The sequence below is a fragment of the Kitasatospora phosalacinea genome (assembly GCF_000717185.1).
Taxonomy (GTDB): domain Bacteria; phylum Actinomycetota; class Actinomycetes; order Streptomycetales; family Streptomycetaceae; genus Kitasatospora; species Kitasatospora phosalacinea_A.
The window spans coordinates 1-14,597 of sequence record NZ_JNYE01000076.1 but is presented as its reverse complement, the minus strand read 5'-3'; the positions used below and the strand labels follow the sequence as shown (position 1 = coordinate 14,597).

General features: G+C 72.3%; 12 protein-coding genes and 1 tRNA gene. 4 read left to right on the top strand and 9 right to left on the bottom strand.

The window, feature by feature from the left end; translation table 11 throughout:
* Positions 1-54: 54 nt before the first annotated feature.
* Positions 55-1,881: a bifunctional metallophosphatase/5'-nucleotidase gene (locus OO57_RS27295; RefSeq protein WP_033255336.1), complete on the bottom strand. Its 1,827-nt coding sequence runs from the start codon at positions 1,879-1,881 to the stop codon at positions 55-57.
* Between the two features lie 372 nt (positions 1,882-2,253).
* Here OO57_RS27295 and pyk point away from each other — a divergent pair, with 372 nt between their 5' ends.
* The 3 genes from pyk to OO57_RS44155 all read left to right on the top strand — a co-directional run bounded on the left by pyk (position 2,254) and on the right by OO57_RS44155 (position 5,839).
* Entirely contained in the window at positions 2,254-3,681 is a 1,428-nt protein-coding gene (pyk, locus tag OO57_RS27290) for a pyruvate kinase (protein WP_033255335.1), read from the top strand.
* 151 nt (positions 3,682-3,832) lie between these two features.
* A complete protein-coding gene (locus tag OO57_RS27285) occupies positions 3,833-4,762 on the top strand; it encodes a hypothetical protein (RefSeq protein ID WP_033255334.1) in 930 nt (309 codons plus the stop codon).
* Positions 4,763-5,023: 261 nt separating this feature from the next.
* Positions 5,024-5,839: a hypothetical protein gene (locus OO57_RS44155; RefSeq protein ID WP_033255333.1), complete on the top strand. Its 816-nt coding sequence runs from the start codon at positions 5,024-5,026 to the stop codon at positions 5,837-5,839.
* 145 nt (positions 5,840-5,984) lie between these two features.
* Here OO57_RS44155 and OO57_RS27275 read toward each other — a convergent pair whose 3' ends face one another.
* The gene (locus tag OO57_RS27275) at positions 5,985-6,767 is read right to left on the bottom strand and encodes a hypothetical protein (RefSeq protein ID WP_033255332.1); all 783 of its coding nucleotides are present in this window, start codon (positions 6,765-6,767) and stop codon (positions 5,985-5,987) included.
* 108 nt (positions 6,768-6,875) lie between these two features.
* Positions 6,876-6,958, bottom strand: a tRNA-Leu gene (locus tag OO57_RS27270).
* A 62-nt stretch (positions 6,959-7,020) separates the two neighbouring features.
* On the opposite strand from OO57_RS27270, the gene OO57_RS27265 reads away from it, so the two are divergent.
* Complete coding sequence (locus OO57_RS27265; protein WP_380463050.1) at positions 7,021-7,704, top strand: ANTAR domain-containing response regulator; 684 nt, start codon at positions 7,021-7,023, stop codon at positions 7,702-7,704.
* 64 nt (positions 7,705-7,768) lie between these two features.
* Here OO57_RS27265 and OO57_RS27260 read toward each other — a convergent pair whose 3' ends face one another.
* The 6 genes from OO57_RS27260 to OO57_RS39835 form a co-directional block, all read right to left on the bottom strand.
* Positions 7,769-8,485: an ABC transporter ATP-binding protein gene (locus tag OO57_RS27260; protein ID WP_033255330.1), complete on the bottom strand. Its 717-nt coding sequence runs from the start codon at positions 8,483-8,485 to the stop codon at positions 7,769-7,771.
* Complete coding sequence (locus OO57_RS27255) at positions 8,482-9,312, bottom strand: ABC transporter ATP-binding protein (protein ID WP_033255329.1); 831 nt, start codon at positions 9,310-9,312, stop codon at positions 8,482-8,484. Before OO57_RS27255 ends, OO57_RS27260 begins: the two co-directional genes overlap by 4 nt.
* A complete protein-coding gene (locus tag OO57_RS27250) occupies positions 9,309-11,258 on the bottom strand; it encodes a branched-chain amino acid ABC transporter permease (RefSeq protein ID WP_035790158.1) in 1,950 nt (649 codons plus the stop codon). The genes OO57_RS27255 and OO57_RS27250 overlap by 4 nt, the downstream gene beginning before the upstream one ends.
* A 5-nt stretch (positions 11,259-11,263) precedes the next feature.
* Entirely contained in the window at positions 11,264-12,193 is a 930-nt protein-coding gene (locus OO57_RS27245; protein ID WP_033255327.1) for a branched-chain amino acid ABC transporter permease, read from the bottom strand.
* Between the two features lie 96 nt (positions 12,194-12,289).
* Positions 12,290-13,549: a branched-chain amino acid ABC transporter substrate-binding protein gene (locus OO57_RS27240; protein ID WP_033255326.1), complete on the bottom strand. Its 1,260-nt coding sequence runs from the start codon at positions 13,547-13,549 to the stop codon at positions 12,290-12,292.
* A gap of 291 nt (positions 13,550-13,840) precedes the next feature.
* Positions 13,841-14,518, bottom strand: a complete 678-nt coding sequence (locus tag OO57_RS39835; RefSeq protein WP_063737653.1) for a hypothetical protein — start codon at positions 14,516-14,518, stop codon at positions 13,841-13,843.
* Between the last annotated feature and the right edge of the window lie 79 nt (positions 14,519-14,597).

The window sequence follows — 14,597 nt, the reverse complement described above, 5'->3', positions numbered from 1 at the left end:
TGCGCCGAGGGCCGTCCGGGGATGAACTCCCCTACGGCCCCCGGCGGTTGACGGCTAGAAGACCGGCACGCCGGCCCGGACCAGGCGCCAGCCGTCGGCGCCGTGGAAGTCGGCCGGGTCGATGACGCCCTTGGCCTTCACCCAGGAGATCATGGTGTTGCGGATCTCGTCGGAGTTCGCCCACACCTGCTGGGCGGCCGCCACGTGCGGGAAGTTGCCGCCGCCGCTGGCGCGGTAGTTGTTGACGGCCAGGACGAACTGCGCGGCCGGGTCGACCGGCGCGCCCTGGTGGGACAGGTTGACGATGCGGCTGCCGACGGGCTGCGCGATGTCGATGTCGTAGGACAGGCCGTAGATCGAGTCGTAGTTGTAGTCGGGGGTGTTGTTCGCCTGGTTGGTCAGGGCGTCGAGGTCGATCGCGGCCCCGGGGGCGACCTGGGCGTAGTACTTGGCGGAGTACTCCAGGTAGTCCTTGAGCTGGGCGCCGGTCAGGATCCGGGCCTCCAGGGTGTTCTCGTAGATGTACAGCCCGGCCGCGTCGCGCAGCTTGACCTCGCCGGCCGGGATCGCCGCGGTGCGGTTGAACGGCGCGGCCTGGGCGAGCACCGGCAGGGCGGCGTAGGGGCCGCCGGCCAGCGCGTCGCGCACCGCGTCGGCCTGGACGCGGCCGATCAGGTCGATGATCGGGGTGTCCTTGAACCGGGCCTCGGCGATGGAGAGGGCCTCCTTGCAGCTGCCGATGACCTGGTTGACGTAGGCGACGACCTTCTCGTGCTGCGCCGCGACCAGCGCGACGATCCCCGGGTCCTCGGCGACGGTGTTGGAGTTCAGCAGCCGGGCGCTGACGCCGGTGACGGTCCACTCGCCGCGGGCGAACTCGACCTCGAAGTCGAAGCAGGTCAGCCGCTCGCCCCAGAGCGCGGGCTCGGAGAGGACGACCTCCTTGCCGGTCCGCTCGTTGACCACGATCCGCTGCGGGATCTCCTTGTGGGCGTGGCCGACCAGGATCGCGTCGATGCCGGGGACGGTGGCGGCGGTCTCGGCGCCCGCGTTCTCCGAGTACGGCAGCTGGTCGCCCCAGGAGGAGCCGCCGTCCACGCCGGTGTGCGCGGTGACCACGACCACGTCGGCGCCCGCCGCGCGGACCTTGGGGACCCACTTGGCGGCGATCTCCGGGATGCCCGGGAAGGCCAGCTGCCCCTGCACGTTGGCCTTGTCCCAGATCGCGATGCCGGGGTTGGTCAGGCCGAGGATGCCGACCCGCAGCGGGCGGCCGTGGCCGAGGCGCAGCTCGCGGATGACGTACGGCGGGAAGGCGGGCTTCTCGGTCTTGGCGTCGACCGCGTTGGCGCCGAGCAGCGGGAACTCCAGCTGGTCCTGGTAGGCGCGCAGCAGCGGGATGCCGTAGTTGAACTCGTGGTTGCCGAGCGCGGCGGCGTCGTAGCCGATGGCGTTCATCGCGGCGGCCATCGGGTGGCGCGGGGCCTTCGTGCCGGTGATCGGCTCGACCCGGGCGAAGTAGTAGGAGAGCTGGGTGCCCTGGATGGTGTCGCCCGCGTCGATCAGCAGGGTGCGGCCGCGGCCCTTCTCCCGGCGGACCTGCTCGACCAGGGTGGAGATCTTGGCCAGGCCGACGTCGTTGCGCGCCTTGTCGTCGTACTCGGAGTCGGTGAAGTACTCCCAGTTGAGGACGTGGCCGTGCAGGTCGGTGGTGCCCATCACGGTGAAGGCGGCCTTGAAGGGGGCGGGTCCCCTGCCGCGGGCGTCGTCCCGGTCGTGGTCCGCGGCGGCGGCGGGGCCGGTCGCGAGGCCGCCGGCCAGGGCGGCACCGGCCGCGGTGGCGGCGGAGCGGGTGACGAAGTCACGGCGGTTCAGGGGCATCGAGGACTCCAAGTCGGGTGGTGCGGGCGGTCAGCGGGCGTCCGGGGCGGGGCAGGCAGCACCCCGCCACCCGTGGTGACGCGCGTAGAAACGTGGGTGGCAGTCTGCCGCTTTCCGGCCGCCGGGGCCAGACCCCCCGGCCGTCCAACAGGTGAGGGGCGGGTGACCCCCGCGTGTCGCCGACCTGCCCCGCGGCGGCCCCCGGGCCCCGGCCGGGACGCACGCGCGTGCGTCAACCCGTGCGGCGGGCGCTCACCCCGGGCACCACCCGCCGCACGGTGCAGGTCCGTTCACCGAATCTTCTGTCAACTGCCATGGGAGGACTGGCCGGAACCGCGCTGTTACGACCCGGTAATGCCTAGGCTCTGCTGTATGCGCCGAGCAAAAATCGTTTGTACTCTCGGGCCTGCCGCGGACTCGTACGACCAGATCAAGGCCCTGGTCGACGCGGGCATGGACATCGCCCGACTGAACCTCAGCCACGGCTCCCACGCGGAGCACGAGGACCGTTACCACCGGGTCCGCAAGGCCTCGGACGAGACGGGTCGCAGCGTCGGGGTGCTGGCCGACCTGCAGGGCCCCAAGATCCGCCTCGCCACCTTCGCCGACGGGCCCGTCCTGCTGGAACGCGGGGACGAGTTCACCATCACCGTCGACGACGTCCCGGGCGACCGGGAGATCTGCGGCACCACCTACAAGGGCCTGGCCGCGGACGTCTCGCGCGGCGAGCGGATCCTGGTCGACGACGGCCGGGTCTGCCTGGAGGTCACCCACGTCGAGGGCCCCCGGGTGCACTGCATCGTCATCGAGGGCGGACTGGTCTCCGACCACAAGGGCCTCAACCTCCCCGGCGTCGCCGTCTCCGTGCCCGCGCTCTCCGACAAGGACGTCGAGGACCTGCGCTGGGCGCTGCGGACCGGGGCCGACATCATCGCGCTGTCGTTCGTGCGCAGCGGGAAGGACGTCGAGGAGGTGCACCGGATCATGGCCGAGGAGGGCCGCAGGGTCCCGGTCATCGCCAAGATCGAGAAGCCGCAGGCGGTGGACAACCTGGAGTCCATCGTGGACGCCTTCGACGGCATCATGGTCGCCCGCGGCGACCTGGGCGTCGAACTCCCGCTGGAGCAGGTGCCGATCGTCCAGAAGCGCGCGGTCAAGCTGGCCAAGCGCAACGCCAAGCCGGTCATCGTCGCCACCCAGATGCTGGACTCGATGATCAACGCCTCCCGGCCGACCCGCGCCGAGGCGTCCGACGTCGCCAACGCGGTGCTGGACGGCACCGACGCGGTGATGCTCTCCGGCGAGACCTCGGTCGGCAAGTACCCGGTCGAGACGGTGAAGACCATGGCCCGGATCGTCGCGGCCGCCGAGGAGGACGTCCTCGCCGCGGGCCTGCCGCCGCTCACCGACAAGAACAAGCCCCGCACCCAGGGCGGCGCGGTCGCCCGGGCCGCCGCCGAGATCGGCGACTTCCTGGACGCCAAGTACCTGATCGCGTTCACCCAGAGCGGCGACACCGCCCGCCGGCTGACCCGCTACCGCTCGCCGATCCCGGTCCTGGCGTTCACCTACGAGCCCGCCGTGCGCAGCCAGTTGGCGCTGACCTGGGGCGTGGAGACCTTCCTCGGCCCGTTCGTCACCACCACCGACGAACTGGTCGCCCAGGTCGACTCGGCGCTGCTGAGCCTGGGCCGCTGCAAGCCCGGCGACGTCGTGATCATCACGGCCGGCTCCCCGCCCGGCCTGGCCGGCTCCACCAACCTGGTGCGCGTGCACCACGTCGGCGAGCTCGACAACTGACGCCCGCGCCGCCGGGCCCGCCCCCGGGTGAGGGGGCGGGTCCGGCGGCCCGTCGGGCGCGCGGCCCGGGGCCTGACGCATTGTCGGTAGCATGCCCTGGGCGGCGGCCGCGCGGGTCGGGCCCGTGTCGTGACCGGGGGGAAGACGCAGTTTGATACGCCGCCGCATCGCCGTGGCCTGCGCCGCGGCCGTCCTGACCGCCGGGTGCACCCCCTTCGGCGCGGACACCCTGCGGGCGGTGCCCTCCGGCAGCCCGGCGGGGCCGTCCCCGCGCACCGTCACGGTGGACCGGACCGCCTGGTGGGGCGGCAGCTCCTACCGGCTCACCGAAGTCACCGCCACCGCCCAGCCGGGCGGCCGGAGCCGGGTCGAACTCGTCCTGGAGGTCGGCATCGAGTCGCCGGTGCCGGTCGCGGCCGCGCTGCCCAGGGCGGCCCTGGAAGCCGACGGCGTCGCGGTCAGCGGCCCGCTGGAGGTACAGCCGCCGCCGTTCGGCCGGGCCTCGCTCAGCGTCACCGTGCAGGACGTCGGCACCCCCGGGGAGGAGCTCGACCCGGACCGGCTGGCCCTGGTGCTGACCGCCCCCGGCGCCGCCCGCGCGGTGCTCCCGGTCGGGGCGCACCCCGGGCAGGAGGCCGCCGACCTGAGGCCCACCCCGCTGCGGGCCTCCGCCGACAGCCTGCGGGCGGGCCGCCACCGGCTCGTGCTGGCCTCCGCCCGGCTGCGCGAGGACTGCACCGGCAGCCCGGTGCCCGCCCCCGCCGTGCCGCTCGGCAGCACGCCCTTCGTGCCCCGCGCGCTGCGCGCCCTGAAACCCGGTCAGCACACCGTGGAGGTCCTGTTCGAGGCCCCCGGGGGCACCGGCGGCGACCGGCTCGCGCTGCGGCTGGCCCTGCCCGACGGGCGGCGGCTGGCCCCCAGCGTCCCGCTCGGCACCACCCCGTACCCCGACCGGACGGGCCGGGTCAGCCTGGCGGCCTGGTTCGACTTCTACGGCGACACCGCCGGGACGTACACCCTGGAGGCCGTGGACCAGGACGCCCCCGACGCCCCCGCGGTGCTCACCCTGGTCGCCGGGTGAGCGTCCCGGTCCGGGTACGGCCCGGAGACGACTCCGCACCGGAACGGCCCTGCTGACGCCGCGGCAGTAGGCCGCGGGGCGCCCGCACCACGTCCTCGGGGGACCACCTCGGGAAACCGCCTCGGCCCGGCCGCCGCCACGGCCCTCGCCGTCCTGCTCGCCACCGGCTGCACCTGGTCGGACCCGGACCCGGCGCCCGCGCCGACGCCCACCGCCACCGCGCCCACCGCCACCGCCTCGCCCCGGCCGACGGCCGTCACCGTGCACCCGGAGCGGGTGGTCTGGTGGGGCGGCCGGTCGTTCGCCCTGCAGAGCCTGTCCGTCGCCGGGGCGCAGGACGGCGGGCCGGTGTACGACCTGGTGCTGCGGGTCGACACCGCCTCCCCGGTGAAGGTGGCCGTCTCCTTCCCCCGGATCGTGCTGGAGTCCGAGGGGGTGGCGGTGGCCGACAGCGGCACCACCAGGACGGATCCGCAGCGGTCCGATCCCGGCAGCGGCACCGTGCACGTGGTGCTCCGGGGCGGCGGCCCGGAGGGGGAGCCGCCGGACCTCGACGGGCTGGCCCTGGTGCTCACCGACCCGGACCCCGGCTCGGCCCGGGCCGTCCTGCCGGTCGGCGACCGCGGCCCGGAGCAGGTGGCGCTGGCCCCCGTCCCGCTGCACGCCTCCGCGGCGACCCTGGACACCGGCCGCTTCCACTGGGACGTGGTCTCCGCCCAACTGCGCGACGACGCCACCGGCAGCACCGCGCTGCTGCTCGACAACGGCCTCACCGTCAACCACGACAGCCGGGTGCTGCGCGGCCTCAAGCAGGGCCAGCACACCGTGCAGGTGCTGCTCGACGCCCCGGCCGGGGCGATCGGCGAGGCGCTCGGCTGGCAGCTGACCCTCCCCGACGGGCGGCAGGTCGCCCCGAGCGTCCCGGTCACGCTCACCACCTACCCGGACCGAACGGACCGGGTCAGCCTGGCGGCCTGGTTCGACTTCTACGGCGACACCGCCGGGACGTACACCCTGCGGGCGGCGGACGGGCAGCGGCCGGACGACCCGGCGGTGCTCACGCTGGTGGTGGGGTGAGGGCGCCGGGCGGCGCGACGGCTCCGAGGCGGCGAGACCTCGGTCGAGACGGTGGAGACCACGGCCCGGATCGTCGCGGCCGCCGAGGAGGAGATCCTCGCCGCGGGCCTGCCGCCGCTCACCGACAAGAACGAGCCCCGCACCGTCAGTCCTTCGGGCCGACGTGCGCGTCCAGTAGTTCCACGGCAGCCCGGCGGGCGATCGAGACGTTCACCGCTCCGGACGCCCGCCGGTTCGACTTCCACGGCACGCCGACGGCATCAAGGGTGTCGGTGAACAGCCGCACGATGTCGGGCGAGGCGTTGGTGAAGAGATACCGCGGGTATTCGTGGCGCCGGACCTCGCCGCGCACCGTCCGGGTCGCCCGGTTGGTGATCCGACAGCCGTCGGAGTGGATCAGCCCGCGCAGCAGCTCCCAGGGGTGGCGGTCGGCCAGCTCCCGCTGCCAGGGCTCGAGGACGACGGGGCGCTCGTGCTTCTTCCCGGGACCGTGCTGGGGGAAGTGACAGACCAGGTGGGTCGAGTAGACCTTGACGTCGTGGCAGCCGGTACGGCGAACCCGGCAGGGTCGGTTGCGGGGCAGCACCACGCGCATGGCCCGCTCGACGGAGTCCGTCACCCCGGGCCACTTGTCGTCGCAGGTGATCGAGAGAGCCGGGCTGCGGTGCTGCACGGGGTGCGTGATGTGGCCGTCCCCGAGGTAGAGGCCGAGGAGGTAGCAGTAGGCGGGGCCGTCGAGGGGATCGCCGAAGCAGCGAGGGCAGGTCGACCGCTTCCGGCCGGGTAGCGTGCCCCGTCCGGCGAGGTCTCGGTGTTTCCACCACGCGACCGTGCCGCTCGGCACGCACAGCCTCCGGGCGACGTCGGCGTTCGAGACCCCCTGTCGCAGCAGGTGGGTCGCCTGGTCCCGGATCGATCGCTCAACCATGGCGGCAGCATCGCCGGTCATAGTCCCGCCAGGGGCTGACTCGCCGGACTTCACCCCAAAAGGTGAGCCATCGGCGATCTTGCCCTTTGGTCGAGAAGTCATCGTGAGTGCCGGGTGCGGGATTCGAACCCGCAAGCCCTCTCGGGCAGATGTGTTTGAGACATCCGTGTATGCCGTTCCACCAACCCGGCGAGGGCGGGTGGGAGAAGGATACCCTGTGCGCACTCCCGATGGCAGCTGGGTAGGCTCATGCATGCAGCACCCCGCCGGACCGAGGAGCCCCGTGAGCACCCCCGACGAGCAGCCACAGCCGCTTGACACCGACTCGCCCCAGATCACCCGAATCGTCATCGCCGAGGACGAGGCGCTCATCCGCCTCGACCTCAAGGAGATGCTGGAGGAGGAGGGCTACACCGTCGTCGGTGAGGCCGGTGACGGCGAGACGGCGGTCAGGCTGGTCGAGGAGCTCAAGCCCGACCTGGCCATCCTGGACGTGAAGATGCCGGTCCTGGACGGCCTCTCGGCCGCCGAGCGGATCCACGAGCAGCACCTCGCGCCGGTGCTGATGCTGACCGCGTTCTCCCAGCGCGAGCTGGTCGACCGGGCCCGCGACGCCGGGGCGATGGCGTACATCGTCAAGCCGTTCAGCAAGAGCGACCTGGTGCCGGCGATCGAGATGGCGGTCTCCCGCTACACCGAGATGCGCACCCTGGAGCAGGAGATCGCGGACCTCTCGCAGCGACTGGAGACCCGCAAGCTGGTCGACCGCGCCAAGAGCGTGCTGCAGACCAAGTTCGGCCTGAACGAGCCCGCCGCGTTCCGCTGGATCCAGAAGACCTCGATGGACCGCCGGATGACGATGGCCGCCGTCGCCGAGGCCGTGATCGAGGAGGGCGCCGCCCAGGACCGCAAGAAGGCGGAGTCCGCCGAGGGCTGAGCCGCCCCGCGCGCACCAGCGCCCCCGTCCGATCGCATCGGACGGGGGCGCTCGCGTGCCCGGGTCAGTCCTCGCCGAGGTACTGGCGGCGCACCGACTCGTCGTGCAGCAGTTCCGCGCCGGTGCCGGAGAGGGTGATCCTCCCGGTGGTCATCACGTAGGCGCGGTCCGAGAGGGAGAGCGCGGCCTGGGCGTTCTGCTCGACCAGCAGGATGGTGGTGCCCGCGGCCTTCAGCTCCACGATGGTCGCCATGATCTTCTGCATCATCAGCGGCGACAGGCCCATCGACGGCTCGTCCAGCATCAGCAGCTTGGGCCGGGACATCAGCGCCCGCCCCATCGCGAGCATCTGCTGCTCGCCGCCGGAGAGGGTGCCCGCGGCCTGCTTGCGGCGCTCGGCGAGGATCGGGAACAGCGTGCAGGCCCGGTCGACGTCCGCGGCGATGCCCGCCGCGTCGCGCCGCAGGAAGGCGCCCAGCAGCAGGTTCTCCTCGATGGTCATCCGCGGGAAGATGTGCCGCCCCTCGGGGGAGTGGGCCAGGCCCAGGGCGACGATCCGGTGCGCGGGCACCGTGTCGATCGCCTGGCCGTCGAACAGGACCTTGCCCGAGGTCGGCCGCAGCAGCCCGGACAGGGTGCGCAGGGTGGTGGTCTTGCCCGCCCCGTTGGTGCCGATCAGGGTGGTGACCTTGCCCTGCTCGACGGTGAACGAGACGCCCTTGACGGCCTCGATCTTGCCGTAGGCGACACGGAGGTCCTCGACCTCCAGCAGAGCGGTCACTGGCCGTCCTCCTGAGCTGCGGTGGTTCCTTCGAGCGGGGCGCCGAGGTACGCGGTGACGACCCGTTCGTCGTTCTGGACGGTCTCCCGGTCGCCCTCGACGATCTTCTTGCCCTGCACCAGCACGGCGGTGCGGTCGCACAGGTTGAAGATGAACTTCATGTCGTGCTCGATCACCAGCACCGCGACGCCCAGGTCCCGGATCGCGAAGACCAGTTCCTCGGCGGCCCGGGTCTCCTGCGGGTTCATGCCCGCGGTCGGCTCGTCCAGCAGCAGCAGCCCCGGGTCGGAGGCCAGCGCCCGGGCGATCTCCAGCTTCCGCTGCTCGCCGTACGGCAGGTTGCGGGCCAGGTGGTCGGCCTTCGCGCCGAGGCCGCAGAACTCCAGCAGCTCCCGGGCCCGCTCCCGGCTCTCCGCCTCGGCCCGCCGGTAGCCCGGGCCGCGCAGGATCGCCGAGAACAGCCCCTCCTTGGTGCGGGTGTGCCGGCCGACCAGGACGTTCTCCAGCGCCGTCATGTTGGCGAACAGCCGGATGTTCTGGAAGGTCCGGGCGATGCCTGCCTGGGTGACCAGGTGCGGCTTCGGCGGCAGCACCGTGCCCTTGTACTTCACGGTGCCCTCGGTCGGGACGTACAGCCCCGTCAGGCAGTTGAAGAAGGTCGTCTTCCCGGCGCCGTTCGGGCCGATCAGGCCGACGATCTCGCCCTGGCGGACCGTCAGGTCGACGTCGTTCACGGCCGTCAGGCCGCCGAAGCGCATCACCACGCCGGAGGCCTCCAGCACGGGCTCGGCGGCGGGGGTCCTGGTCTCGGTGGTCACGGTGCTCACGCCCCCGCCTTGGTCGGTACGTCGTCGGCCGGGGCGGCCTGCGCGGGCAACTGCACGTCGTGGAACTCCAACTGCTGCCGGCGGCCCGCGATCAGGCCCTCCGGGCGGAAGCGCATCAGCAGGATCAGTGCCACGCCGAACGCCAGCAGCTGGTACGACTGCAGGAACTCCAGCTTCGCCGGGATCAGGAACAGCAGGGCCGCGCCCACCAGCGGGCCGCTGATGGTGCCCATGCCGCCGAGGATCACCGCGGCCAGCAGGAACGCCGAGTTCGGCGGCGTCGGGCTGCTGAACAGGTACTGGTCGGGCGAGACCGCGCCCGACACGTGCGCCTGCACCGCACCGGCCAGACCGGCCAGCGTCGCGCCCAGTGCGAAGGCGATCAGCTTCACCCGGAAGCCGTTGATGCCCATCGCCTCGGCCGCCGTCTCGTCCTCCCGGATCGCCACCCAGGCCCGGCCGATCCGGGAGTTGGCGACCCGCGCGAACACCGTCACCACGACCGCGGTGGCCACCAGCATCAGCAGCAGGTAGTTGCCGTTCTTGCCCAGGTGCAGGAGCCCGAAGTCGTGCGCCTCGCCGAAGTCGAAGCCGAACAGGTTGACGTCCGGGATCGCCGCGATGCCGTTCGGGCCGTTGGTCAGGCTCGGGCCCGACGTGCCGTCCAGGTTGTTCATCGCGATCCGGAAGATCTCGCCGAAGCCCAGCGTCACGATCGCCAGGTAGTCGCCGCGCAGCCGCAGCGTCGGCGCGCCGATCACCACGCCGAACACCAGCGCCGCCGCCGCACCGATCAGCACCGCGACCGGGAACGGCAGGTGCAGGTCCCGGAAGACCGAGAACCGCGAACCCGACACCAGCGCCGCCGCGTACGCGCCCACGCCCAGGAAGGCCACGTAGCCGAGGTCCAGCAGGCCCGCCAGGCCCACCACCACGTTCAGGCCGAGCGCCACCGTCGCGAAGATCAGGATGTTGGTGCCGATCAGCACGTACGTCTCGCTGCTCTGGGTGAACGGGAACGCGCCCGCCGCGGCGAACGCCGCGCCCGTGGTCACCGCCCGGTGCCGGGCCGTCAGCTCGCGCAGCCGGCCCACCGCGCCGGACGCCAGCAGCGCCGCGGTGGCGAAGGCGGTCAGCAGCAGGAAGCCGACGAACAGCTCCCCGTACTCGGTGGAGACGCCGAACTCGACCACGCCCAGGCCCACCGCGAACACCGCGGTCACCACCAGGATCTCCGCCCAGCCCGGCAGGGCGCGGGCGGCGGGCAGCGGACGCTCGATCCGGCCGATCCGCAGCCAGCCGTCCAGCAGGCGCCACAGCCGGAAGAGCGCGATCGCCACGGGCAGGGCGACGAAGAACCACAGGTTCTCGGTGAAGAGCGGCCGGATGCCCGGCGGCACGGCGTGCAGCGCCCAGCCCTGGCCCAGGCCCAGCCGCAGCACCGCGGAGACCGCCAGCGCCGCGTACAGGCCCCAGTGCAGCTCGGGGTGGCGGACGGTGCGGCGGCGGTCCAGCGGCAGGCCGAGCGCGCCCAGGACGGCGAGCAGCGAACCGACCGCGGCCAGCCAGCCGCCCGGGTCCAGGTTGACCAGGCCGTCCAGCTCCACGGCGATCGCCACCACCGCGTACCAGCACACCGCGAAGGTGCCGAGCGCGGCGAACAGCACGCCGTTGCCGCTGCCCGAGGGGCTCAGCCAGCGCAGGCCCTTCAGCCCGCGGGCGGCCAGCGCCAGCAGCGCGGTCAGCGCGCCGCCGACCAGGGCCAGCCACTGCAGGCCGGCCGGGGAGCCGTAGTACGTCAGGTCGCCGGGGAAGTCCGGCGTCCACGTCCAGGACATCGCCGCGGACGCGGCGGCCAGTACTCCGCCGCCGACCGCCGCGCCCAGCGCGAGGTGCGCGGGCAGCGGCAGGACCGGGGTGGTCTCGTGGGTCGTGCTCTCGGTCATCGTCCTCACACCCGATCCGCGACGCGCTCGCCCAGCAGGCCCTGCGGCCGCACCAGCAGGACGACGATCAGCAGCACGAACGCCCACACGTTGGCCCAGGCGCCGCCGCCGAGCTGGTGCATGCCGGGGACGTCCTGGACGTACGCGGTGGCCATCGACTCGGCGACGCCCAGCACCAGGCCGCCCAGCATCGCGCCGTAGACGTTGCCGATGCCGCCCAGCACCGCCGCGGTGAACGCCTTCAGACCGGCCAGGAAGCCCATCGTGAAGTCGACCTGTCCGTAGCGCAGGCCGTGCGCGACCGCCGCGACGGCCGCGAAGGCCGCGCCCAGCGCGAACGCGACCACGATGATCCGGTCGGTGTCGATGCCCATCAGCTTCGCGGTGTCCGGGTCCTGCGCGGTGGCCTGCATGGCCCGGCCGGTGCGGGTCAGCCGCACGAAGGCGGCCAGCACCAGCATGCACAGCGGCGCCGCGACCAGCAGGAACAGGTCGTTGCGCTGCAGGTGGAAGGAGCCCAGGCCGATCGGGTCGCCCCCGAACTGCGGGAAGGACAGCGCCTTCTTGCCGCCCGGGTAGAACGCCCACACCACCTGCTGCAGCGCGATCGACAGGCCGATCGCGGTGATCAGCGGCGCCAGCCGGGGCGCGGTGCGCAGCGGCCGGTAGGCGAACCGCTCGGCGGCGGTGGCGGTGAGCACGGAGGCGATCACACCGCCGAGGATCATGACCGGCAGCGCCAGCCAGAGGGAGGTGCCGTGCGGCAGCGCCGCGTAGGCGGTCAGCGCGCCGAAGCCGCCGATCATGAAGATCTCGCCGTGGGCGAAGTTGATGAGCTGGACGATGCCGTAGACCATCGTGTAGCCGATGGCGATCAGGCCGTACATCAGGCCGAGCATCAGTCCGTTGGCCAGGTTTTGCGGCAGTTCGTGCACCGCGGGCCTCCGTGGATTGGGGGGTACGAGAAGGCGGAGGGCACTTGTGGTGCCCTCCGCCTCACGGCTGTCTTAGCGGGGGGAGTGCGGTGCGGGTCAGCCGCTGTACGTACCGCTCTTGACCTTCTTCCAGGCGCCGGACTGGACGCTGTACACGGTCAGCTGCTTGTTGGTGGTGTCGCCGTACTCGTCGAAGGCGACCGGGCCGGTGACGCCGGTGAACTTCACCTTGCCGAGCTCCGCCAGCACCTGGGTGCGCAGGTCGGCCGGGACCTTGCCGCCGTTGTGCTCGACGGCGGCCTTGACCGCCTCGATGATCGCCCAGGCGGCGTCGTACGAGTAGCCGCCGTAGGCCGCGTACGGGTCCTTGTAGTTGGCCGCGGTGTAGTTGGCGACGAACTCCTTGGCGCTGTCCAGCTCCTCGACCGGGACGCCGACCGAGGTGGCCAGGTCGCCCTCGCCGTTGCCGTTGGCGAGCTTGACGAACTCCGGGTCGTAGATGCCGTCGCCGCCGAACAGCGGGACCTTCGCGCCGCCCTTCTTCAGCTGGTCGCTGAGCGGGCCGGCGTCCGGGTACTCGCCGCCGTAGTAGACCGAGTCGGCGCCGGCCCCGGCGACCTTGGTGGCGATCGCGGAGAAGTCCTTGTCGCCCGGGTTGATGTGGTCGGTGCCGACCACGGTGCCGCCGAGCCGCTTGAACTCGTCCGCGAAGATGGAGGCCAGGCCCGCGCCGTAGGTCTTCTTGTCGTCGATGACGTAGACCTTGGTCTTCTTGGCGTCGTTGTACAGGTACTGGGCGGCGAACTTGCCCTGCACCACGTCGGTGGTGGCGGTGCGGAAGTACGACTGGTACTGGCGGGCGAACTTGCCGCTGCCCCAGTCCGGGCCCAGCGACAGGTCGGGGCTGGTGTTGGCGGGGGAGATCTGGGCCAGCTTGGCGTCGTCGAAGACCTTCTGCATGGTCAGCGAGACGCTGGAGTTGAGCGGGCCGACCACGCCGACGACGCCCTTGGTGTCGACCAGGGCGGTGGCGTTCTGCTTGCCGGTGGTCGGGTTGGCCTGGTCGTCCTTGGCCTCGATGGAGAAGGTCACGCCCGGGACGTAGTTCTTGGCGTTGGCCTGCTTGGCCGCGAGCTCCACCGAGTTCCGGATGCCGAGGCCCAGGGCCGACAGGCTGCCGCTGATCGGGGCGTCGATGCCGATCACGACCTTGGTGCTGCTGCTGTTGCCGCCGCCGTTGCTGGCGCCCGCGTTGTCCGCGCCGGAGTCGGACTTGCCGCCGCGCGAACCGCAGGCGGACAGCGTCAGCGCCGCGGTCACTGCAATGGTCACGACAAGGAGTGAGCTCTTTCGCACGACGAGGGTCTCCTTCTGGATCTGGAGGACACGCGCACAGGGCTGGCGGTGCCGGATCGCGACGGCCCAGCCCGAAAACCGGACGGCGCGGTGACTGGGCGTGACTCTAGACCGCCGGTGCCGACTCGGGCAGTGGGACAGGAGAGGCTGTGATTCTCTTGTTATGACCATTGCGGAAGTTGATCTCACATCATGGTCGAAAACCCCAGGTGGAGCCCGAAATTCCGGGCTCCGTCCCGAGTCGCGGATGCTTGCACTCGCCAACTCCCTGGTCACCACCGGGTTGTCCGTTTATCGAACAGGTTTGTCCGGGTCGTCGGTGCTGGTCGCGGGCGTCCGGTTATCGGTGCCGTCGCAGGCCGCGTGCAGCGCCGCGGAGAGGTCCCGGGCGTAGTCGGCGCCCAGGATCTCGCTCACGGTCTCCATTGCGCGCGTGTTACGCAGCGTTACATCCAGGAAAGGGAGGGTCGCGTCCGCGGGGGCCCCCGAGCAGTCCGTCACCCGCAGGCCCACCCGCAGCGACACCGTCCCGCCGGGCGGCACCGTCCGCGGCAGCCAACCCGCCACCAGCACGGTCAGCCCCCGGTACCCCTGCCGCACCCCCAGCACGTCCACCGGGCCGGGGCCGGTGTTGTGCACCGCCAGCTCCAGCGCGAAGGCCTCCGGGCGGTCCGGGGCCGGGCCGACGTACTCGAACCGGGTGGACTGCGAAGGAAAAGGAACATCCTGCGGCGGAGGTGAATTCGCCGCCTGCTCAGGGTAGTTCGCGGCGCGCAGGATCGTCAGCGCCAGCGCGAGCAGCAGCAAGAAACTTGCCAGCAGGTACTTCTGACGTTTGCTCAGCAGCCGGGGCGGAGGCTCCGGGGGCGGCGCGGGGCGCAGCACGAGCGGGGCCCAGGTGCCCTCGCCCGGCTCGACCGGGCCGAGGAACCCCCCTGGGCCGCTCCGCGGTGCGCGCTCTCCGGCCATGGCGGTAGCCCCCTCGTCCAGCCGAGGCTGCCCCCGGCCGGCCCCCGCCAAACCGGCGGCGCGCCGCCCCGCCGGACCC

What these genes read in the sequence shown, in the direction of transcription:
- OO57_RS39835 (WP_063737653.1), bottom strand. Translation starts at nt 14,518, where the DNA reads ATGGCCGGAGAGCGCGCACCGCGGAGCGGCCCAGGGGGGTTCCTCGGC.
- OO57_RS27275 (WP_033255332.1), bottom strand. Translation starts at nt 6,767, where the DNA reads ATGGTTGAGCGATCGATCCGGGACCAGGCGACCCACCTGCTGCGACAG.
- OO57_RS27250 (WP_035790158.1), bottom strand. Translation starts at nt 11,258, where the DNA reads ATGACCGAGAGCACGACCCACGAGACCACCCCGGTCCTGCCGCTGCCC.
- OO57_RS27295 (WP_033255336.1), bottom strand. Translation starts at nt 1,881, where the DNA reads ATGCCCCTGAACCGCCGTGACTTCGTCACCCGCTCCGCCGCCACCGCG.
- pyk (WP_033255335.1), top strand. Translation starts at nt 2,254, where the DNA reads ATGCGCCGAGCAAAAATCGTTTGTACTCTCGGGCCTGCCGCGGACTCG.
- OO57_RS27265 (WP_380463050.1), top strand. Translation starts at nt 7,021, where the DNA reads ATGCAGCACCCCGCCGGACCGAGGAGCCCCGTGAGCACCCCCGACGAG.